We start from the raw sequence: 22,717 nt of genomic DNA on the forward strand, positions 1-22,717 counted from the left end.
ATTCAGAGAGATTGTGAAGCATATTGCCGTAAATCTTTCATTTTTTGACTTGTTTACGCCAAGCCATACTTCCGGCAATGCCTATCTTTGAGGAACACTTTTATTCTATTTAAAACCATATTCATTGTGCCATATGAAAAACAGACTTCGACAGTTTAAAATCATTTTCGGAACTATGTTCCTGTTATTCACTTTATCCGGATATGCTGCCGGATATAAAGGTCTGACGACGGGCGGCTGGCAAATCCGTTTCGATGATCAGAAAGGGGGAGTTTCACTTTTTAAAAAGTCAAAAAATATTTGTGAAGGACTATATGCTTCTTACCTATGGGGAGAGCAGACGGTTACTACGCGTGACTATGCACGCCACAAGGTTAGTATTCGAAAAATATCAGATGCTTTCGGTAAAGGGACTCTTTATAAGATTGAACATACAGATAAATCTTTGCCTAAGTTGACACAGTACTTTTATCTTTATCCGGATAAAGAGTATGTATTGACGGAGTTTAGTCTGGAAGGAAAGAATAATGTCGCTTCCAATCGGATGGCACCTGTGAATGTAAACCGTATGGCTGAATTACTTCCGGCAGGTGACAATCGTGCTTTATTTATGCCTTTTGATAATGATAAATGGATCAGATACCAGTCTCATGCACTTAATTTCGACACATTGACCAGTTATGAGGTAACGGCTGTTTTTAATAATGAAGGGCGTAGCGGACTTGTTGTAGGTTCTGTGGAGCATGACAATTGGAAAACGGCTGTAATGTTAGGTAAAGGAGACAATAGAAACATCGGCTCTTTGACTTGTTACGGTGGAGTAGCTGATGAACTGACGCGGGATGTGAAACCTCACGGAGCATTGAAAGGCAAGAAGATCAAGTCGCCCAAAATATTACTGGGATTCTTTGACAACTGGTGCGACGGACTGGAAACTTATGCAAAAGTTAATGCAATCATATCACCTCCGAAAGAGTGGGGAAAAGCGGTTCCATTCGGTTGGAACAGTTGGGGAGCTTTGCAATTTAATCTGACTTATGAAAAAGCGATGGAGGTTTCGGACTTTATCAAACAAAATCTTCAAAATAATCATTTTGTCAATCCGGATCATACGGTTTATGTCGGATTGGATTCCGGTTGGGACTGTATGAATGAAGAACAATTGAAGTCATTCATTGCAAAATGTAAATCGAACGGCCAGATTGGAGGAATTTACTGGACTCCGTTTACCGACTGGGCGCGTGATCCCGAAAGAACGGTGGATGCTGCTCCTGAATATAAATACAAGGATATCTACCTTTATGCTAACGGAAAACCACAGGAACTGGACGGTGCTTATGCCATTGATCCTACCCATCCTGCTGTAGAGGCAATGATGAAAAAGACGTCTAGCTTGTTTCACCGAACAGGATTCGAGTATGTGAAAATGGATTTTATGACCCATGGAGCGATGGAAGCTGATAAATGGTATCTTCCTGAAGTGACAACAGGTATCCAGGGATATAATTATGGGATGCAGTTGCTGGATAAATACTTTGGGGATATGTATATCAATCTTTCTATTTCTCCGGTATTTCCGGCACAATATGCACAGTCGCGTAGAATTGCCTGCGATGCATGGAATAAAATCAAGGATACTGAATACACACTGAATGCATTGTCTTATGGATGGTGGCAGAAGTATATCTATCAATTCAATGATGCAGACCATATTGTGTTGAGAGATGCTACAGATGGTGAAAATCGGGCGCGTATCACTTCCGGAGTTATTACAGGTATCTATATTGGTGGAGATGATTTCAGTGCTGCCGGAGGAAAAGATGGAAAAGACAAAGCGTTGAAATATCTGACGAATCCTGACATCAATGCTCTTGCTACAGGTGAAGTATTCCGTCCGGTAGAAGGGAATGGAGCTCAATCGGAACAGATTTTTGTAAGAAAGGAGAAAGATGGAACATTTCATTGCGTACTTTTCAATTATTCAGAACAGGAACAGACTGTGACACTTTCGTTGGATAGAATAGGGCTGGAGCAAACACGCAGTTATCAGGTGAAAGAATTATGGAGTGGCAGCCGGACTACTGCCAAAAATAAGATAGAGGTTACTATACCTGCCAAGGATGTGAAAGTGCTGGAATTCAACTAATAGCCGAAATCAATAAACTAACTGAAAAAATGAACAAATATAGAATTACTCTTATGGCCCTGTGCGTAGCTATTTGTACACAGGCTAAGGTTACTTTACCATCGTTTTTCACCGATAATATGGTGATACAACAAAAGAGTACGTTGATATTGCCCGGAAAGGCAAAAGCCGGCAAACAAGTCACAGTAAAAACGAGTTGGGATAACCGAAAATATACAGTTAAAGCGGGAGTGGATGGAAGTTTTACTTTGCGGTTACCTACTCCTGCTGCCGGAGGTCCTTACCAGATTGAGCTTTCAGACGGCGAAATGCTGACTTTGCGGAATATAATGGTGGGAGAAGTCTGGTTTTGTTCCGGACAATCCAATATGGAAATGCCAGTTGCCGGATGGGGCAAGGTTATGAATTATGAGCGGGAGGTGGCAGAAGCCAATTATCCGTTTATTCGTCTATTACAGGTAAAAAAGACTGTATCTTTAACTCCGCAGGATAACGTAGAAATGAACGGAGGAGGTTGGCAGGAATGTAGCCCTTCCTCTGTTCCGGAGTTTTCATCTGTCGCTTATTTCTATGCCCGCCAATTGTGGAAAGAATTAAATGTACCTGTTGGTGTGATAGATTGTACCTGGGGTGGCACTCCGGCCGAAGCGTGGACAAGCTTCGGTACCTTGCAACAGGTGATGGGTTTCCAGGAAGAAACAGCTAAAATGAAGAGACTGGATTTTAATAAAGAAGCTCTTTCTGCTGTTTATCAACAGGAGATGAAGGACTGGCGTGAACAATTTATTATCCGGGATGCTGGTTTTACTCAAGGAACTCCGCAATGGATTTCGGCTTTACAGACTGGGAAAGAGTGGAAGCCTATGGAGTTACCCGGTTATTGGGAAGAAAAAGGACTGGATGGGCTTGACGGTATTGTCTGGTTTCAAAAGGAGATAGATATTCCTGCCGAATGGGCAGGAAAGGAGGTAACTCTTAGTCTGGGAATGATAGATGATGAAGATATTACTTATTATAATGGTAAGGAAATAGCCAGAGGATCGGGGTTTGCCACCCTCCGGAAGTATACGGTTCCGGCTGGGGAAATTAAACCCGGCAAAGGAATTATCACAGTTCGTGTATCTGATTTCGGGGGAGAAGGTGGTATTCATGGAAAACCGGAAACTTTGTATGCGGAAATGGGTGGACAGAAAATATCATTGGCCGGAATCTGGAACTATCACGTTGGATTAACTTTGGATGAATTACCATCTGCGCCCATGTCACCGGAGGGTTCCAGTTATCTGTCTGTATTGTATAACGGAATGGTACATCCTTTTACGATTTTTCCAGTTAAGGGTGTTATATGGTATCAGGGCGAAGCTAACGTAGGCCGTGCCCGTCAGTATTCCCTTCTTTTTCAGTCGCTGATAGCCGACTGGCGGAAACAATGGAAACAGGAGTTGCCTTTCTATTTTGTGCAGTTGGCAAATTACTTGCGTAGTCAGGAGATACAACCCGATTCAAAATGGGCTGCATTGCGTGAAGCACAGTCTGATGCACTTTCTATGGAAGGCACGGGTATGGTATCGGCTATTGATCTTGGTGTAGCGCATGATATTCACCCAAAAAACAAACAGGAAGTGGGAAGACGGCTGGCTCTCCTGTCGTTGGCAAATACTTATCAGAGGGGCACGTATGATGTACCGGCTTTTCAGGAATACCGTATTTCGGGAAATAAACTGATACTTAGCTTTGATTGTGAAGTGAAGACTACGACAGGTGAACCCAAAGGATTCATTATTGCCGGACCAGATCAAGTGTTCTATCAGGCAACTGCTACTATCCAGGGAAAAGAGATTATCCTTGAATCGCCGGAAGTGGAAATACCCATTGCGGCACGTTACGGATGGGCGGATAATCCGGAGTGTAATCTTTATGGAACTGCCGGACTTCCGGTTGCTCCGTTCCGTACTGATAAATAAGAAATGATTATAATAACATTAAATAAATATACCGTGAAAGTAAAAGTTATTTTTTTATTCTGTCTTTTGGGCATCTCCTGTATGTTGAAGGCAGCTGACAAACCTATTATTAAGATTGAAACAGATTGCACAAGCCTGATTTTCCAGGTGGGAGACAACGGCCGTCTATACCAGCGTTATCTGGGTAAAAAACTAAATCATGAATCGGACTTTGTTTATTTGCCGCAGGGAACCGAGGTTTATATTACACATGGGGCAGAGGATTATTTTGAACCGGCTATTCAAGTGCTTCATAATGATGGAAATCCATCTTTATTGTTGAAGTACGTAGAACATAGTAGTAGCCGACAGAATGACGGAAGTGTAGAAACGGTGATTACCTTAAAGGATGACAAATATCCTGTGACTGTGAAATTGTACTATATAACGTATGCTGCGGAAAATATCATCAAAACATTCACTGAAATCAATCATCAGGAAAAGAAACCTATTGTATTGAGCAAATATGCTTCTTCTATGCTCCACTTTAACCGTGATAAATATTTTCTCACGGAGTTTTCCGGCGATTGGGCACATGAGGTCAATATAGCCGAGCGTGAACTGGCATTTGGTAAAAAAACGATTGATACCAAGTTGGGTGCACGTGCCAATATGTTTGTTTCTCCATTTTTCCAATTGTCTCTGGATGCTCCGTCGGAAGAAAATTCAGGAGAGGTATTAGTCGGTACTTTGGGGTGGACAGGTAACTTCCGTTTTACCTTTGAAGTGGATAACAAGAATGAACTTCGTGTCATTTCTGGTATTAATCCGTACGCTTCGGAATACAACCTTCCTGCTAAAGAAACCTTTCGCACCCCGGACTTTTATTTCACTTATAGCTTGAACGGTAAGGGAGAGGCCAGCCGCAACTTTCATGATTGGGCGCGCAAGTATCAGATTAAGAAGGGTGACCAGACCCGTATGACACTGCTCAATAACTGGGAAGCTACTTATTTTGATTTTGATGAGAATAAGTTGATTGGATTGATGGACGAGGCTGTTAAACTGGGAGTGGATATGTTTCTACTCGATGATGGATGGTTTGGTAATAAATATCCGCGTAGCAGCGATCATCAAGGGTTGGGTGATTGGAAAGAAACAGCGGATAAACTGCCGAATGGTGTAGGACGTTTGGTAGAGGAGGCGCAAAAGAAAGGCATTAAATTTGGAATATGGATAGAGCCTGAAATGGTGAATCCGAAAAGTGAACTGTATGAAAAGCATAAAGACTGGGTGATTCATCTGCCTAATCGGGATGAATATTATTTCAGAAATCAGTTGGTACTTGACTTGAGTAACCCGGCAGTGCAGGATCATGTATTCGGTGTGGTAGACAAATTGATGACAAACTATCCGGGCATTGCTTTCTTTAAGTGGGATTGTAACAGTCCTATCACCAATATCTATTCTTCTTATCTGAAGGATAAGCAGTCGCATCTGTATATCGAATATGTGCGCGGGCTGTATAAAGTGTTGGAGCGTGTGAAAAATAAATATCCGGATTTACCGATGATGCTCTGTGCCGGTGGTGGCGGACGCTCTGACTTTGAAGCATTGAAATATTTTACGGAATTCTGGCCTAGTGACAATACCGACCCTATCGAACGTTTATTTATTCAATGGGGATTCTCACAAATATTTCCTAGTAAGACGATGTGTGCACATGTTACGACCTGGAATCGGGGAACTAGCATTAAGTTCCGTACTGATGTAGCTATGATGTGTAAACTGGGCTTTGACATCAAACTGGATGATATGAACGAGAATGACCATATCTATTGTAATCAGGCGGTAGAAAATTATAATCGTTTGAAACCTGTTATCCTTGATGGCGATCTGTATCGTTTGGTTTCTCCTTATGGCAGTAACCATACCTCTTCTATGTATGTAAATAAAGGTAAGAATAAAGCTGTATTGTATGCATTTGATATTCATCCGCGTTATGCAGAAAAATTATTACCGGTACGTTTGCAGGGATTGGATGCTGACAGAATGTATCGTGTGAAGGAAATCAATTTGATGCCGGGTAGCAATTCTTCGCTTCAAGGTAACAATCAACTATATTCAGGAGAGTATTTAATGAATGTGGGACTAGAAGTGTTTACTACCCAACAACTGAACAGCCGGATTGTAGAAATCATTGCTGAATAAATCAACTGCCATGAATAGGTTTATAACAGGAATCTGTGCATTTTCATTGGCTTTTGTCACTTTGCAAGCAGGGGAGACTACTAAATATGTGAACCCTTTCATTGGCACAGGAGCCATTAACGGAGGACTTTCCGGCAATAATTATCCGGGAGCGACTTCACCGTTCGGTATGATACAGCTCTCACCGGATACAAATGAAGCACCTGATTGGGGAGATGCTTCCGGTTATGATTATAATAAACGTACCATTTATGGTTTCAGCCACACCCGCTTGAGCGGTACAGGAGCTTCCGACCTGATTGATATTCTTATTATGCCGACAAGCTGCGGGCGTACTTCTTCCGCATTTACTCATGAAGAAGAAAAAGTGGCTCCCGGCTATTATCAGGTGATGCTGAAAGATGAAAATATCAATGCGGAACTCACTACAACCCAAAGAACCGGTATTCACCGTTATCAATATCCGGCTGACAAAGATGCGGAGATTATTTTGGATTTGGATCATTCGGCTAATAAAGGTAGTTGGGGACGCAGGATTATTAACTCTCAAATTCGTATTCTTAACGATCATGCAGTAGAGGGTTACCGTATCATCACCGGATGGGCGAAATTACGGAAGATCTACTTCTATATGGAGTTTTCCAGTCCGATTCTTTCTACTACGTTGAGGGACGGCGGGCGCATGCATGATCATACGGTAGTGATTAATGGTACGAATCTTCATGGAAATTTCCGTTTTGGTAAATTGAAAGGCAAGCCGCTTACTTGTAAAGTCGCTCTTTCATCTGTGTCGATGGAGAATGCCCGTCAGAATATGGAGCAAGAAGCTCCACACTGGGACTTTGAACGATATGTGTCAGCAGCAGATGCTGATTGGGAGCAGCAGTTGGGAAAGATTGAAGTGAAAGGAACCGATTTGCAGAAAGAGATATTCTATACCGCTCTTTACCATACAATGATTCAGCCTAATACAATGTCTGACGTGAATGGTGAGTACATGGCTGCGGACTATACAACCCGGAAAGTTGGCAGTAAAGAGACGCATTATACTACATTCTCACTTTGGGATACTTTCCGCGGGGCACATCCGCTTTATACTTTGTTGGAGCCTGAACGGGTGACTGATTTTGTAAAGAGTATGATCCGCCAATATGAATATTACGGCTATCTGCCCATCTGGCAACTATGGGGGCAAGATAACTATTGTATGATTGGTAACCATTCGATTCCTGTGATTGTAGACGCAATCATGAAAGGTATCCCCGGAATTGATGTGGAAAAAGCCTATGAAGCGGTATATAACAGTTCGGTTACTTCGCATCCCAACTCTCCTTTTGAAGTATGGGAAAAGTATGGTTATATGCCCGAAAATATTCAGACTCAATCGGTTTCCATTACCTTGGAACAGGCATTTGACGACTGGTGTGTGGCTCAACTGGCTGCAAAACTGAATAAGGATGCCGATTATCAACGTTTCTACAAGCGTTCTGAATATTATCGGAACCTTTTCAATCCGGTAACCCACTTTTTCCAGTCGAAGAATGATAAAGGAGAATGGATAGAACCTTTCGATCCTTATAAATATGGCGCAAATGGAGGCTATCCGTTTACGGAAGGAAACGCATGGCAATATTTTTGGTATGTGCCGCACAATGTCACAGGATTGATTGAACTGACAGGTGGAGCTAAAGCTTTTGAACAAAAGCTGGATACATTCTTTACCACTCATCATCAGAGTGGCGAATTGAATGACAATGCTTCCGGATTTGTAGGCCAGTATGCGCATGGTAACGAACCTAGTCATCATGTTGCTTATCTCTATAATTATGCGGGACAACCATGGAAGACCCAAAAATATGTTAGTCATATCGTAAATAATCTCTATAACAACACTTCTTCCGGGTATGCGGGTAATGATGATTGCGGAGAGATGTCGGCATGGTATGTGTTCAGTGCCATGGGATTTTACCCGGTGAATCCTGCTGACGGCCGATATATTATCGGTACTCCTATTTTTGATGAATGTACGTTGAAACTTGCCGGTAATAAAGAGTTCCGTATTCAGACGATACGTAAATCACCTGAAGATATTTATATTCAGTCGGTGACTTTGAACGGGAAGAAATACAAGGACTTTTTCATTACTCATCAGGATATAACGAATGGCGGAACAATAATATTTAAAATGGGCAAGAAGCCGTCTGATTGGGGTAAATAAATTAACTAAGGTCTGTATTAAAATAAAAGGCTGCCTGTAAAGCAGCCTTTTATCGTAGTATAGATAAATGTTTTTATTTGGATTCTTCCGAGCTTTGTAACATTTGGAACAACTTATCCAGTTTCGGAGCCATGATAATCTCCGTACGGCGATTCTTGCTTCTTCCTTCTATTGTTTCGTTATCATCAACAGGCATATATTCACCGCGGCCGCTAGGCTGAATCTGCAAAGGATTTACATTGTAATTTTTGATGAGGATACGAACTACGGAAGTGGCACGGATCACACTCAAATCCCAGTTATCCTTGAATTGTACAGTATTGATCGGTTTGTTGTCCGTATGTCCTTCGATAAATACGTCGATGTCCGTCTGTTTGTTCAATACTTCGGCCAGTTTACCGAGAGCTTCCTCTCCACGTTTGTCCAAGCGGGCACTTCCTGACTGGAATAATAATTTGTCGGACATCGCTACATATACTTTTCCGTCTTTCTCGCGAACGGTCAGCTCGTCGGTGCTAAAACCAAGTAATGCGTCTTTTACATTACTCAAGAGATTCTGTACCTTATCATTCTGCGCCTTAATCATGTCCTGCAATTCATTGATCGTGCGTTCTCTTTCGTTCAGCTCATTTTTCTTTTGGCTCAACAGCGCATTCAGTTTTTCCTGTTCAGTCATGTTGACATTCAACATACTCTGATACTGGCGGATACTGTTCCCCATTTGGGTCGTATCACGCAAGAGGTTTTTGACTTGTGCCGATAGCTGGTTACCAACTTCGCGAGAGTTATTCAACAACTCTTGCAGACTATCTTTGCTTGCGGTAGCTGCCATCTCTGCAAGCAGGAACTTCTTTTTTGTTACACACGAAGTACACAATAGGAGCGTAACTAAAGTAAATAAAGTAATTTTCTTCATTGTGTTTTGTATTTTAAGTGGGTATGTATAATCAGCTTTGCAGAAACTCACAAAGTTTCTGTACAGCCAGTGCACGATGGCTGATTTGGTTTTTTATATCATTTCCCAATTCGGCAAAAGTACGGTCGTAACCTTCAGGCTTGAATACAGGATCGTAGCCAAATCCGGAATCACCGCGTTTTTCTTTGATTATTTCGCCTTTTATCACTCCTTCAAAGAGGTATTCCTTTCCGTCCAGTATCAACGAAATAGCGGTGCGGAATTGAGCTTTACGGTTTTCCTTTCCTTCCAGTTCGTGAAGAAGTTTGAACATATTAGCTTGGGCGTCGTGTCCTTCACCTCCTGCATAGCGAGCAGAATAGACTCCGGGAGCTCCGTTCAAGGCTTCCACTTCCAATCCCGTATCATCGGCAAAACAATCCAGATGATAGTTTTTATAGATATAGGAAGATTTTAATAGCGCATTTCCTTCCAGTGTTTCAGCTGTTTCGGGAATATCCGTTTGGCAACCGATATCATTGAGACTTAGTAATTCTACTTGATTTCCCAGGATAGCGGCTACTTCTTCCAGTTTATGAGCATTATTGGTAGCAAATACAAGTTTGCGTTTCATCATCTTATTTTTTGTTTTAACAAGGTTGTTCAATACTTATCAACCGGTTACTATTTCACTTTTAGCTTATCGAATCCTTCGCCGTACACACCGATAACGGAACTTTGAGAGATAAAAGCATTCGGGTCAATGCGTTTTACCAAACGGAAAATTTCGAGTGACTGACGTTTCTTGGCAAGTACTACCAACACTTTCACATTGTTTTTACTGTACCATCCCGTACCGTCGAGTACCGTTACTCCCCGGTCAGCGTCTTTGATAATACGGTCGGCTATTTCATCATATTTCTTAGAAAAGATGAAGAATTGAACTGATTGACGGGCACTGTTGATAATCCAGTCGAGCACAACACCAATAATAAACAAGGTGACAAAACCGAAAATAACCCGGCGCCAATCATGGAATACAAAGTAACAGGAACTGATAATGAATACATCACAAATCATAATCATTCGTCCGAGCGATACGTCTTTGTATTTATTGACGATGGCTGCGATAATATCTGTTCCACCCGTACTTCCATTGTAGTTGAAAGTGATACCAAGGCCTACACCACACATGGCTGCACCGATAATACAAGCCATGAAGTCCTGTCCTGTACCGAGCAACAGCGGTTTACCGTCCGGCGTCATATCCGGTGCTTCCACATAATTGTTCACCACCAACTGGAATAACCAAAGCAGAAAAGTCAGCGTAAAAATAGCATAAGTAGTTTTTATACTGAATTTCGGACCCAATATCCGGATGGCAAAGGTCATCAGAACTGCATTGATAATGAAGTATGACCATTGGATTGGGAATCCTGTTGCATAATAGATAATAGCTCCGATACCGGTAGTTCCTCCGGTAGTTATCTGATAAGGTAACAGGAATGCAGCCCATCCCAAAGAATAGCTTATCAATCCGAGAGTGATATAGATGTAATCTTTCACTTCTCTCATTACTTCCGCTTTTGTTAATTTATGCATAGGATTTGTGATTATGTTAGGCACGGATTACACGGATTTCGTGGTTCTGATTAACTCTAAACCGTGTTATCCGCGTAATCCGTGCCTAATTTGTTTTATACTACAACGTTTACAATCTTTTTCGGAACGACAATGATCTTTTTCGGAGTCTTGCCATCAATCCACTTCTGCGAACGTTCGTCGGCCAATACTGCTGCCTGGATAGCGTCCGAAGCTTCATCTGCTGCAAATTCCATATTGAAACGTGCCTTTCCGTTGAAAGAGATGGTATAGTTGATAGTATCTTCTTTCAGATATTCTTCGTTGTATGCAGGCCATTGGGCATCGCATACGGAAGTTTCGTGTCCCAATACATCCCACAACTCTTCGCAGACATGCGGAGCGAAGGGAGCGAGAGTGATAACGAGCTGTTCCAGAATCTCTTTTTTGCTACATTTCAGGTTGAAGAGTTCGTTTACGCAAATCATGAATGCGCTGATAGATGTATTGTAAGAGAACTGTTCAATATCACCTGTCACCTTCTTGATTAATTTATGAAGGCTCTTCAATTCTTCTTTCGTTGCAGGTTCGTCTGTTACCAAATATTCGTCTGTACGGCTGTAGAACAATGACCAGAATTTACGGATAAAACGGTGTACACCGTCGATTCCGTTTGTATCCCATGGCTTGGACTGTTCTACCGGACCAAGGAACATTTCGTACATACGAAGTGTGTCTGCACCGTATTTCTCAACAATCATATCCGGATTAACCACGTTGAACATGGATTTACTCATCTTTTCAACTGCCCATCCGCAAACATATTTCCCGTCTTCGAGGATAAATTCGGCTGTTTTATATTCAGGACGCCATGCTTTGAATGCTTCCAGATCCAAAATATCATTAGATACGATATTTACATCCACATGGATAGGAGTAACTTCGTACTGATCTTTCAGGTTCAGCGAAACGAAAGTATTGGTATCTTTGATACGATATACAAAGTTGCTGCGGCCTTGAATCATTCCTTGGTTTACCAACTTTTGAAATGGTTCTTCCATTACAGACACACCCATATCATACAAAAATTTATTCCAGAAACGAGAATAAATCAAGTGGCCTGTTGCATGTTCGGTACCACCTACATATAGGTCTACATTTTTCCAGTACTGGTCAATTTTCGGATCAACTAATGCCTGATGATTATGCGGGTCCATGTAGCGGAGATAATAAGCCGAAGAACCGGCGAATCCCGGCATTGTGTTCAACTCCAACGGGAAGACGGTTACATGGTCAATCTTCTCATTTTCTACGACACATTTGTTTACTGTATCCCAAGCCCATTTAGTTGCGTGTCCCAATGGAGGCTCACCTGTTTCGGTAGGCAGGAATTTAGCGACTTCCGGAAGTTCTAGCGGTAGGCTGGCTTCGTCAATCATATAAGGCATTCCATCTTTGTAGTAAACAGGGAACGGCTCACCCCAGTAACGTTGGCGTGAGAAGATGGCGTCGCGCAGACGGTAGTTCACTTTCACACGGCCCAGATTATGCTCTTTTACATATTTCTTGGTCGTTTCTATCGCTTCTTTGATGGTCAGTCCGTTCAATGAAAGATCACAGTAAGGAGTGACATCCGGACGCGGAGAATTGCAAACAATACCTTCTTTTGCATCAAAACTTTCTTCGCTTACATCACAACCTTCCACCAACGGACGGATTTCCAATCCGAAATGTTTGGCAAATGCATAGTCGCGGCTATCATGAGCAGGTACAGCCATAATGGCTCCTGTTCCGTATCCGGCCAGTACGTAATCGCTGATCCATATGGGCACTGCTTCACCTGTGAACGGGTTGATAGCATATGAACCACTGAACACACCGGTAACACTACGATCGGCGATGCGTTCACGTTCCGTACGTTTTTTGGTACGGTCGAGGTAGGCGTCTACTTCTGCTTTTTGTTCAGGAGTCGTTAATTGTGCCACCAATTCACTTTCCGGAGCCAATACCATAAAGGTAACACCGAACATGGTATCTGCACGAGTGGTGAAAATAGTGAATTCGAGATCACTGTCTTTTACTTTGAATTGCACTTCAGCACCTTCCGAACGTCCGATCCAGTTTCTTTGGGTTTCTTTCAGAGAATCTGTCCATTCGATCGTGTTTAATCCGTCAAGCAAACGTTGTGCATACGCAGATACACGCAAACACCATTGGCGCATTTTCTTCTGAATAACAGGATAACCACCACGTTCGCTGACTCCGTCAACTACCTCATCGTTAGCCAATACTGTTCCTAATTCGGCACACCAGTTTACCATTGTTTCGCCCAGATAAGCGATACGATAGTTCATCAGGATTTCTTGCTTTTCTTTTTCGTTTTTGGCGTTCCATTCTTCGGCTGTGAAACTGATATCTTCGCTGCAAGCGGCATTGAGTCCTTCGTTTCCGTAGATGGCGAAGGCTTTTTCCAGTTCTTCGATAGGACGGGCTTCCTGTTCATCGTTGCAATAATAGCTGTTGAACATTTTTTGGAAGGCCCATTGCGTCCAATGATAGTATTCCGGGTCGCAAGTACGGATTTCACGATTCCAGTCGAAAGAGAAACCTATTTTATCCAACTGCTCGCGGTAGCGGTTGATATTGTTGACGGTAGTGATGGCAGGATGCTGTCCGGTCTGGATGGCATACTGTTCTGCCGGCAGACCATAAGCGTCATATCCCATCGGATTGAGTACATTGAAGCCTTGCAGTCGTTTGTAACGGGCGTAAATATCCGAAGCAATGTATCCCAGCGGATGACCTACGTGTAGGCCGGCTCCTGATGGATAAGGAAACATGTTTAGTACATAAAATTTTTGCTTCGAATCATCTTCCGTAACTTGGTAGGTTTTCTCTTCTACCCACCTTTTCTGCCACTTCTTTTCAATTTCTCTGAAATTGTACTCCATAGTGATAAAGTTTTTATTTATAGTGATTTATACTGTTATTTCTAATTCGAGGCACAAATTTACGTGTTTATTTTCAGATAACCACGCTTTCCCTATTGACTTTCTTGTTTTTATTTTGTATATTTGAGGTCAATAATAATAAAGAAATAACAATGAAATATATAAATTTTATTACATAAAGTTCAATAGGTTAATATGCGAATTGCATAACGAGGATAACGAATGGGCAAGAAACTGTGAAGGTTCTTGCCCATTTTTGTTGCAATAATTCTATTTCAGGTATTGAAAGTGTTAAAAAAGAGTCTATAATAAATTAGGATACCGTTTATAATAAACCTTTTCATTATTTATTAAAAACTTGAATAGAGTTTATTCGATTGCGAGGTTTTTGTGTAAAGAAGAAAGAATGATTGCAATGAATAACCGGCATCTTCTTTTCTTCTTTGATAAATAATTCCTACAATATACTAAATGGATGTGTTAATTATATTATTTTACAATATTTCATTGTTTTGCTTGATAATCGATCATTTAACGTAGAAAGCTCCTGCTGTCTGTTCAATCGGATCGGACTTATGAGTCAGCTCCAGATTGAACAGAAACCATCGTTGAGTCAAAAAAAATGCAGAAATCGTCTGTCATATCATATAATTCTGTAATTTTGTTGTGCAAGTCCCATAAAACTAAACAGCATTTCAAAGTTAATCTTTTAATACTAAAAAATACATATAAGTATGAAAATGAATCTCCATTGTTTTGCGAATCTTATCCCGATAATGATTCTCGTGCTTTTCTCGCATAGCGGACTGATAAACGCAACCGAAGTCGGAAAACGTACTGACGCATTGGAAGCATCAGCCTGGAACGAATCCAAATGGATTTCCGCAGTAGATGCCCCTGTAGTGAAAGGACATAACAACGGTCGCGCAGCCGATGGCGCAAGTTGGTTCGTGTCCACCGTGAAAAACGAACAGAAAATTGTCTCCGCCAAGTGGATGACCGCTGGACTGGGAGTTTACGAGTTGTATGTGAATGGGAAACCCGTAGGCGGGGAATTTCTGAAACCGGGCTTTACACATTATGCGAAGACCAAACGTTCTTTCACCTATGATATTACAGATATCATCCGTACTAAGCCAAACGCCGAGAACATGCTCTCCGTACAGGTGACGCCGGGATGGTGGGGTGACAAAATTATAACCCCCGGAGGATATGACGGCATGATAGGCAAGAAATGTGCCTTCCGTGGTGTATTGGAACTGACTTTTTCTGACGGAAGCAAGAAACGCTACGGTACTGATCTTAAAAACTGGAAAGCCGGAATTGCCGGTCCGGTGAAACATGCCGGTATCTTTGATGGAGAAGAATACGATGCACGCGAACCGATGGGCTACGAATGTGTGGACAAACTCTCCACACCCGAAGAGAATACCGAATTCTCCGGCGACATCCTGCCTTCGGACGGAGCGGAAGTCTATCTGCGTACAGATCTCGCCCTCGCTCCTATCAAAGCATACGTTTGGAAGAATGTAGAAGGAACAAAGGAGAATGAGTTCGGTAAGGTGATTATCGCCCGTGAGTTCGCATCGGGTACGGAGATGACCGTAAGCCCGGGAGAGACGTTAGTGGTGGACTTCGGACAAAACTGTGCCGGCGTACCCTCTTTCGTATTCAAAGCCGCCGAGGGAACAGTGTTGACCTGTCTTCCCGCAGAGCTGCTCAATGATGGCAATGGTGCCAAGATTCGTGGAATGGACGGTCCGGAAGGAAGCTGCCATCGCGAAAACCTGCGCATCCCCCACACCGGTATCCGTCTGGATTACACCTTTGCTGGCGGAGATAACTATGTGGCCTATTATCCCTGTTGCACCTTCTTCGGTTACCGCTACGTCTCCATTACTGCCACCGGAAATGTCGCCATCAGGTCGTTGAAGTCCATCCCCGTCACTTCCATCACAAAGGAACTGGAGACCGGCACTATCACCACAGGCAACGACCTTGTGAACAAGCTCATCTCCAACACTTATTGGGGGCAGTTATCCAACTACCTGTCCATACCCACCGACTGTCCGCAGCGCGACGAGCGTCTGGGTTGGACAGCAGACACACAAGTGTTCGCAGAAACCGGTACTTTTTTTGCGAACACCATGAAGTTCTTTCACAAGTGGATGCGTGACATGCGTGACACCCAGAACAGTTTGGGCGGATTTCCCGGAGTGGCTCCCTTGGCACAATACGGTGATGAGAAAATGCGTTTGGGTTGGGCTGATGCCGGAATCATCGTGCCCTGGACGGTATGGAAGCAATTCGATGACACGAAAATCATCGAGGAGAACTGGAACGCCATGGACCTGTTTATGAACCACATCAACGACACCAAGTATAACCACGAGACCCTCTGCAGCGAGAACGGCAACTACCAATGGGCTGACTGGTTGAGCTACGAACCGCTGGAAAGTTGTAGCGGACTGGCTTTCTCTCCCCAAGGTCCGCTCCCTGATGCCGTCAGCTATTGGAACTATTTAAGCGCTTCCTACTGGGTGATAGATGCTTTCATGATGCGAGACATGGCTACCGCCACCGGTCGCAATGCCGCCAAGTACCAGCAAATGGCTGATTCGGCAAAGGCATACATCAAAGAGAACTTCCTCAACGAAGACGGCACCTTCAAAACCGCCATCCTCAACACTATGCAAACTCCTGCCTTGTTCGCCCTGAAGAACCAGCTTGTGGAAGGCGAAGCCAAAGCGAAGATGATAGACCGTCTGCGCGAAAACTTCATACAACACGACCTTTGCTTGCAGACCGGATTCTTGGGCACATCCATCCTCATGGCCACCCTCACGGAGAATGGCATGGAAGACATTGCCTATGAACTACTCTTCCAACGTAAGAACCCAAGCTGGTTGTACTCTGTGGACAATGGAGCCACCACCATCTGGGAACGGTGGAACAGCTATATGATAGACAAGGGAATGGGACCGCGCGGCATGAACAGCTTCAATCATTATGCCTACGGATGCGTATGTGAATGGATTTGGGAAACCGTTGCCGGCATCGCAGCCGATCCCGCCACTCCCGGCTTCAAACATATCATCATGAAGCCTATTCCAGATAAGCGACTGGGACACGTGACTGCCGAATATCGTTCCGCCGCCGGACTCATCAAGAGCGCCTGGAAATACGAGGGCGACACCTGGATTTGGGAATTCACTATTCCTAAGGGTGTTACCGCTACCGTAACCCTTCCCGGAGAGATGAAGTCAAAGAACTATGGAAGTGGAACTTACAAGGTGACCAAATAAAGTATATAGTTGAGATAGTTTTTCATGTAGAAATTGATATTAAGGAGATGTGTCGAAACTCTCTTTTTAACATGATTACCCTCATTACAGATAGCTGTGATGAGGGTAATTCTTTATTTATAAAGGTTTTAACATACCTTCTTTTCTCTTGTTTTGGCAAACATTCATATTGTTAGCTTATTTGTTTTTTGCATAATGCGCTTGTCATGCGAGTTACTTTTTGTTTTAAACCTCTTCGCATATCGGCATATCCATTCCTTTGTACACAACCACAATCTTATGAAGTTGTGTAGTGCCGACTGCTCTCTTCACCGTATCAGTGTCAGCATAGCGATTGGCTTGGGCAATAGCTTCCAGTCGCAGTTCTTCTACGCGGTTTTCGGGGTCTTTATACTTGGCATATTTCAGCTCCACAATGTAGCTGTGCTTCATGTCGGAATAGATATCCAGTAGCGGACAAAGGAAAATGTCGACATAGCCTGCCTGTGTGTCCTGTTCGGAAATGGGACGGTAGAAACGGTTTTGTGCCGTCATGGCAAGCGTGAAGCCATGAACGAAAAATTCTCCTTTCTGCTTGTCGCGCTGGGAGGTGTAGCGTTTCAGGCAGTCGGCAATATAATCGAAATAGGCTTTCCAGTCACCTCGGTAGGCAAGAGCGCTGGCAAGTTCGTTCTTTTCGTAACTGCTGAAATTGAGTTCGGCTTCGTTGTAGGTACTCAGCAGATAGGTGTAGATTTGTTCGCGGACTACCTGGTTGGGGATAGTGAGTTTAGTTTTTCCTTCATACGTGCCGCTAATGGTGAGCATACCGAAATAGTAGAGTAGGCTTACAAAGTTGTCGGGATTGGTGATATTGACGGCTGGAAAACCTTTTTTCAGTTCTCCGGTGACGTAACCTTCGCTCACCAATGTTTGTATGATGGAGGCATCATGGGCAAACTCTTTGTCCTTCCGGATGAGCATACGTAATTTTTCGTAGTCGATACGGATATTGTCTTCTACCATATCCCGGGGGGCTTTGCCTCGTTGAATATAATTCTTGACGAAGTAGAGCACCATGTTGGAGTTGTACATAGTAGTTTCACCATAACATTCTTCTGCAAAACAGTAGTTGTCATACCAGGGTTTTATTATTTCTATCAGTTCGTCCACACTGTGGTTGAATGGACTGGTGGTGGAATAGTAAGTGAGCATTTGGCGCACTTCTTCTTCTGTGAAACCTATCATCTCGTTAAATTCCGGTGTGAGCGAGTAGTTGGTTCCGATGTTGAAACCGCTTGTGAGGTCGTCCATTGTCACGGGGCTTACGCCGGTGATGAAACAACGCTCGATGCTGGAATAGGTTCCGGCTTTTATTTTATTGAAGAAGGCACGCAGATAACCTTCGCCATGTGTTTCGTCCGTATAGCGGTGCAGGCTTTCTATATCCGAGAGGATGGCATTGGTGAAATGGTCGTATTCGTCAATAAAGAGGTAAATACGTTGGTTGGTCTTATTACATTCTGTGAACAGGTATTCAAATTGTTCGACAGCTCCTTCTTTTTTGTCGAGTTCTTCCCTGATGCCTTGAGGGAGATAGTCAGCGTAAATGTCACAGAAGTAGTCGAACATTGTTTGGCAATGCGCGTCCAGTCCCTTGCGGTAGTTGTGCAGTTCACCGACTATTCCGGAGAAGTTGAGATACAGCACCAGATAGCTGTTCCGGTCAGGTGTAGGGTGCTTTCCGATGTAAAGGTCGCCAAACAGCGCTTCGAACTTATCCTTGGCAAGTATATCATAATAGTGCTGCAACATATTTACTGTGAGACTTTTGCCGAAACGGCGCGGGCGAATAAAGAAGAAAAACTTGTCCGCCTCTTCTATCATGGGTATAAACCGGGTTTTGTCCACATAATAACAGTCGTCGCGGCGGATTACTGCAAAGTTCATCATGCCGTATGGGATACGTTTCCTGTCCGGTGCTATATATTTTTCCATAACTTATACCTTATTTTAGGAGCTTTCTTTGAACATAAACAAAGGTACGGGCTTTTTGTTACTTCTCCAAACAAACATTCCATAACTTCTCGCTATCTTTGCACTCTATTAAACAAACATCACCATCATTATGGAATTGAAGCATGGATATTACCATCTGATTGCGATACTTGTAGTTGCCATCTGGGGATTGACTTTTATATCAACCAAAGTATTGATTAATCACGGATTGACCCCTCAGGAGATATTCTTTTATCGTTTTCTCATTGCTTATCTGGGCATTTGGGTGATTTCTCCCAAACGTCTGTTTACGAGTAACTGGAAAGACGAACTTTGGTTGATGGCAGGAGGTTTCTTCGGTGGTTCGCTCTATTTCTTTACAGAGAATACAGCTTTGGGCATCACGCAAGCATCCAATGTCGCTTTCATCATTTGCACAGCTCCTTTGCTTACTACCATTCTTTCCCTTCTCTTTTATAAGAGTGAAAAAGCCACCAAAGGTTTGATTTATGGTTCCATATTAGCTTTAATCGGGGTGGGACTGGTGGTCTTCAACGGTAGTTTTGTACTTAAATTATCTCCGGTAGGGGATTTGCTTACTTTACTTGCCGCTCTGTCGTGGGCATTTTATAGTTTGGTAATAAAGAAAATGACAGGGCGTTATCCTACCCTGTTTATTACCCGTAAGATATTCTTTTATGGGGTATTGACCATACTTCCCGCCTTTCTTCTTCATCCGCTGCAACCGGACTTTGATGTACTTTTAAAACCGATTGTATTATCCAATCTCTTATTTCTAGCTGTTCTGGCTTCCTTGATATGTTATGTCCTTTGGAATGTGGTCTTAAAACAGTTGGGAACCGTCAGGGCTTCCAACTATATTTATTTGAATCCGCTTGTCACAATGGTGGCTTCGGTACTCATTCTTCACGAACAAATAACGTGGATTACATTGTTGGGGGCTGGTTGCATTATATTTGGAGTCTATCAGGCAGAAAAGAAATAAGAAAGAATTTCTTATTTTCATATAGAAGAAACTCTTTCTTATTTCAGTTTGAATGACAGATCTGTTTTATATCTTATTTAGCGAGTAATTGGAAAATTTTATTGCTTACGTCGCTATTTTCCTGAACACCGCCAAAAAGCTTGGATTGTGGACCGTATGCAAACAGTGGAACCATGATTGGTGTATGTCCTTTAGATACAAACATTGCTTTCATTTTGCCTTCTTTTATGTTTCCGTCACGTAAAGCTAATGCTCCGGTTTCATGATCAGCTGAAATAATCACTAATGTATTTCCATCTTTTTCTGCAAATCTGATGGCGGCTTCTACTGCTTTATCAAAGTCCAATACTTCACGGACAACTGCCGAATAGTCATTACTGTGCGCACTTTTATCTATTCGGGCACCTTCTACCATTAAGAAGAAACCGTTAGTACTCCTGTTCGAAAGATAGTTAATAGCCATTTGGGTGGTAGACGGAAGGAAATCTCCTCGATTTTCGTTTACAGAAGCCGTTTTGCTCTTTGTGGGTAAATATCCCAGTTTTTTAGATTTCTTGATAGCTTTATCATTCGGTTCCTCTATGATGGTGAACTCTTTTTTGATTTCCTTTTGAACGTTTGGTGCTTGTTTTTCAAATAGTTCATAACTACCGGCAGAAAAAAATGTCAGCTTACTGTTAGAAAGATCCGCCCAAATTTCTTTAGACATTCCACGTTCCGGTTGGTGAGCAAAGAAAGCTGCAGGGGTGGCTCCGTCAAGATTGTCAGTAGTAACGATTCCTGAAATGTAGCCATAACCGGATAACTTTTCGGGTAGGTTTGGAATAACCTGGTTATTTTCATCCATTCCGAGTGCTCCGTTTTTAGTTTTCTTTCCGGTTGAGTAAGCTGTACCGGAAGCTGCTGAATCTGTTGTAAACTTGTTGGCGGATTGTGTTCTGACGAAACCGCATGTTTTTAAATTAGCGATAGTAAGCTGTCCTTGATTAGCATACATTCCTGAACAGATATGTGCCAGTCCCATGCCGTCGCCTATCATTAAAATAACATTCTTGACAGGTTTGTCGGTAGCATCCATTTCAAATGAAGGAACATACGAACTTTGTGGATTTTCGTTCTTAAAATCTCCTTTGACGATTTCTTGTGCTGATAGATTATAACAAAAGAATAAGGAAAGAATAAATAAGTGAATTTTAAATTTTACATTCATGGCTAATATGTTTTTAATTAGAAGTAAGTAATTCGGATATGTTGACTGTATCGTATGGCTTTTCTCCAAATGCGGCATAATATTCTAATTGCATCTGGTTGTTTTCTTTGTCAATAGAAAGGATGCCGTAGCCCGGTAAATCCATTTGTTTTAGGTGATACAATACCCTATACTTTCTTAGATGTTAATTCTCATGCAGATTTAATTTATCTTGCTTTAGAAAAATGTTATTACGCTGTAACAGTTCATCAGGTAGAAGGGAATAATTATGAAGCTAATATTTATTCTATTGCATCTCCTGTGTTGCCTATTCAAAATATGACGGTACAGGACAACAGGGGGACTTGGTGGAAATTGCTGTTTATATGTATTGGTGTAGCAGGTTTAGGGGGAATCGGGTGGAGATTGAAAAGCATGATAAGAAAGAAATTCAAGAAAATGACCACCTGTATTCCTCGTTTGAAGCTCCTGTGCTGAATACCACACCGGGAATTTATATGCTGAACGGATTTCAGGTAATTAATCGGGATTTAAAAGATATTACCGGAAAATTCACGCCCATTATGCGGCAATTATTGTCTGTTATTATTCTTTATTCCAATCAGAATAATAAGGGGATTTCCAATATCAAGTTAAAGGAATTGTTGTGGTATGATAAATCAGAGGAGAGTTTCTCTAACAACCGTAGCGTAAATATACGTAAGATACGTCTTTTGTTGGAAGAGGTGGGAGACACGGAGATATCATCAGCAAATGGTTATTGGTACTTTCTTAATAAGGGACATGTATATAATGATTATACCATAGCTAATCAGTTAATACAAAAGATGGCGTCTTTAGATGTAGTCCATAAGGAAGATCTGGAAAAATTGCTGAGCCTGGCTTCGTTTGGTCAATTACTTCCTAACATGCAATTTGATTGGGTAGATAGTTTTAAAGCGGATTATTCCGATTCAATGATTGATCTTCTGAGTCGGTTAAGAGATAGCAGGCAATTTGTTGGAAATGATAACTTGAGAATACAAATCTCAAATTGTATTTTGCGATTTGATTCGCTAGATGAAGAGTCTGTTCGTGTTAAATGCCGAGCTTTGGTCGATTTGAAACGTATGGGAATGGCATATACTGCATTTGATCAATTCACCAAGGAGTATAAGCTAATATTGAATGAGGATTTTAAATATAGTTTTGAGCAGTTTATAAGTGAAGTGTAATTGGCAGACTTTGCCTAATTCTTTATTTATAATTTCACTCATAACGGTACGGAAATGAGG

The 22,717-nt window shown here is 42.3% G+C and carries 14 protein-coding genes; 7 read left to right on the plus strand and 7 right to left on the minus strand.

Annotation, left to right across the window (positions count from 1 at the left end):
- Window positions 1–133 precede the first annotated feature (133 nt).
- The 4 genes from I2I04_RS03820 to I2I04_RS03835 are packed head-to-tail and all read left to right on the plus strand — an operon-like array spanning window position 134 to window position 8,518.
- Complete coding sequence (locus tag I2I04_RS03820; protein WP_195654349.1) at window positions 134–2,146, plus strand: alpha-galactosidase; 2,013 nt, start codon at window positions 134–136, stop codon at window positions 2,144–2,146.
- 29 nt (window positions 2,147–2,175) lie between these two features.
- Window positions 2,176–4,110, plus strand: a complete 1,935-nt coding sequence (locus tag I2I04_RS03825) for a sialate O-acetylesterase (RefSeq protein WP_195654350.1) — start codon at window positions 2,176–2,178, stop codon at window positions 4,108–4,110.
- Between the two features lie 3 nt (window positions 4,111–4,113).
- Complete coding sequence (locus tag I2I04_RS03830) at window positions 4,114–6,300, plus strand: alpha-galactosidase (protein WP_410489758.1); 2,187 nt, start codon at window positions 4,114–4,116, stop codon at window positions 6,298–6,300.
- A gap of 10 nt (window positions 6,301–6,310) precedes the next feature.
- Window positions 6,311–8,518 (plus strand): GH92 family glycosyl hydrolase, encoded by a 2,208-nt coding sequence (locus I2I04_RS03835; protein WP_195654352.1) that lies wholly within the window; start codon window positions 6,311–6,313, stop codon window positions 8,516–8,518.
- Between the two features lie 73 nt (window positions 8,519–8,591).
- On the opposite strand, the gene I2I04_RS03840 is transcribed toward I2I04_RS03835, so the two are convergent.
- The 4 genes from I2I04_RS03840 to leuS form a co-directional block, all read right to left on the minus strand.
- Entirely contained in the window at window positions 8,592–9,434 is an 843-nt protein-coding gene (locus I2I04_RS03840; protein ID WP_195654353.1) for a flagellar motor protein MotB, read from the minus strand.
- A 31-nt stretch (window positions 9,435–9,465) separates the two neighbouring features.
- Complete coding sequence (locus I2I04_RS03845) at window positions 9,466–10,047, minus strand: non-canonical purine NTP diphosphatase (protein ID WP_143258957.1); 582 nt, start codon at window positions 10,045–10,047, stop codon at window positions 9,466–9,468.
- Between the two features lie 50 nt (window positions 10,048–10,097).
- Complete coding sequence (locus I2I04_RS03850) at window positions 10,098–11,015, minus strand: YitT family protein (RefSeq protein WP_143258817.1); 918 nt, start codon at window positions 11,013–11,015, stop codon at window positions 10,098–10,100.
- A gap of 95 nt (window positions 11,016–11,110) precedes the next feature.
- On the minus strand, window positions 11,111–13,945 hold the full coding sequence (leuS, locus tag I2I04_RS03855; protein ID WP_195654354.1) for a leucine--tRNA ligase: 2,835 nt from the start codon (window positions 13,943–13,945) through the stop codon (window positions 11,111–11,113).
- Window positions 13,946–14,679: 734 nt separating this feature from the next.
- On the opposite strand from leuS, the gene I2I04_RS03860 reads away from it, so the two are divergent.
- Window positions 14,680–17,250, plus strand: coding sequence for a family 78 glycoside hydrolase catalytic domain (locus tag I2I04_RS03860; protein WP_195654355.1), 2,571 nt, complete (start codon window positions 14,680–14,682; stop codon window positions 17,248–17,250).
- 225 nt (window positions 17,251–17,475) lie between these two features.
- Here the strand turns inward: I2I04_RS03860 and I2I04_RS03865 are convergent, their stop codons facing one another.
- Window positions 17,476–19,227, minus strand: a complete 1,752-nt coding sequence (locus I2I04_RS03865; RefSeq protein WP_195654356.1) for an AAA family ATPase — start codon at window positions 19,225–19,227, stop codon at window positions 17,476–17,478.
- A gap of 130 nt (window positions 19,228–19,357) precedes the next feature.
- Between I2I04_RS03865 and I2I04_RS03870 the strand changes: the two genes are divergently transcribed.
- Complete coding sequence (locus tag I2I04_RS03870; protein ID WP_195470424.1) at window positions 19,358–20,233, plus strand: DMT family transporter; 876 nt, start codon at window positions 19,358–19,360, stop codon at window positions 20,231–20,233.
- Window positions 20,234–20,306: 73 nt separating this feature from the next.
- On the opposite strand, the gene I2I04_RS03875 is transcribed toward I2I04_RS03870, so the two are convergent.
- Window positions 20,307–21,443 (minus strand): alkaline phosphatase, encoded by a 1,137-nt coding sequence (locus I2I04_RS03875; RefSeq protein ID WP_195654357.1) that lies wholly within the window; start codon window positions 21,441–21,443, stop codon window positions 20,307–20,309.
- Between the two features lie 13 nt (window positions 21,444–21,456).
- Window positions 21,457–21,588: a hypothetical protein gene (locus I2I04_RS23390; protein WP_255553041.1), complete on the minus strand. Its 132-nt coding sequence runs from the start codon at window positions 21,586–21,588 to the stop codon at window positions 21,457–21,459.
- A gap of 220 nt (window positions 21,589–21,808) precedes the next feature.
- Here I2I04_RS23390 and I2I04_RS03885 point away from each other — a divergent pair, with 220 nt between their 5' ends.
- Complete coding sequence (locus tag I2I04_RS03885) at window positions 21,809–22,657, plus strand: hypothetical protein (RefSeq protein WP_229126916.1); 849 nt, start codon at window positions 21,809–21,811, stop codon at window positions 22,655–22,657.
- Window positions 22,658–22,717 lie beyond the last annotated feature (60 nt).

The organism is Bacteroides sp. 1001136B_160425_E2 (genome assembly GCF_015559655.1).
Classification (GTDB): Bacteria; Bacteroidota; Bacteroidia; order Bacteroidales; family Bacteroidaceae; genus Bacteroides; species Bacteroides luhongzhouii.

Bases quoted from the DNA above. Each gene is read 5' to 3' on its own strand.
- I2I04_RS03830 (WP_410489758.1), top strand. From the start codon at position 4,114: ATGATTATAATAACATTAAATAAATATACCGTGAAAGTAAAAGTTATT.
- I2I04_RS03835 (WP_195654352.1), top strand. From the start codon at position 6,311: ATGAATAGGTTTATAACAGGAATCTGTGCATTTTCATTGGCTTTTGTC.
- I2I04_RS03860 (WP_195654355.1), top strand. From the start codon at position 14,680: ATGAAAATGAATCTCCATTGTTTTGCGAATCTTATCCCGATAATGATT.
- I2I04_RS03820 (WP_195654349.1), top strand. From the start codon at position 134: ATGAAAAACAGACTTCGACAGTTTAAAATCATTTTCGGAACTATGTTC.
- I2I04_RS03885 (WP_229126916.1), top strand. From the start codon at position 21,809: ATGTATTGGTGTAGCAGGTTTAGGGGGAATCGGGTGGAGATTGAAAAG.
- I2I04_RS03850 (WP_143258817.1), bottom strand. From the start codon at position 11,015: ATGCATAAATTAACAAAAGCGGAAGTAATGAGAGAAGTGAAAGATTAC.
- leuS (WP_195654354.1), bottom strand. From the start codon at position 13,945: ATGGAGTACAATTTCAGAGAAATTGAAAAGAAGTGGCAGAAAAGGTGG.
- I2I04_RS03845 (WP_143258957.1), bottom strand. From the start codon at position 10,047: ATGAAACGCAAACTTGTATTTGCTACCAATAATGCTCATAAACTGGAA.
- I2I04_RS23390 (WP_255553041.1), bottom strand. From the start codon at position 21,588: ATGGATTTACCGGGCTACGGCATCCTTTCTATTGACAAAGAAAACAAC.
- I2I04_RS03870 (WP_195470424.1), top strand. From the start codon at position 19,358: ATGGAATTGAAGCATGGATATTACCATCTGATTGCGATACTTGTAGTT.
- I2I04_RS03875 (WP_195654357.1), bottom strand. From the start codon at position 21,443: ATGAATGTAAAATTTAAAATTCACTTATTTATTCTTTCCTTATTCTTT.
- I2I04_RS03840 (WP_195654353.1), bottom strand. From the start codon at position 9,434: ATGAAGAAAATTACTTTATTTACTTTAGTTACGCTCCTATTGTGTACT.
- I2I04_RS03825 (WP_195654350.1), top strand. From the start codon at position 2,176: ATGAACAAATATAGAATTACTCTTATGGCCCTGTGCGTAGCTATTTGT.
- I2I04_RS03865 (WP_195654356.1), bottom strand. From the start codon at position 19,227: ATGGAAAAATATATAGCACCGGACAGGAAACGTATCCCATACGGCATG.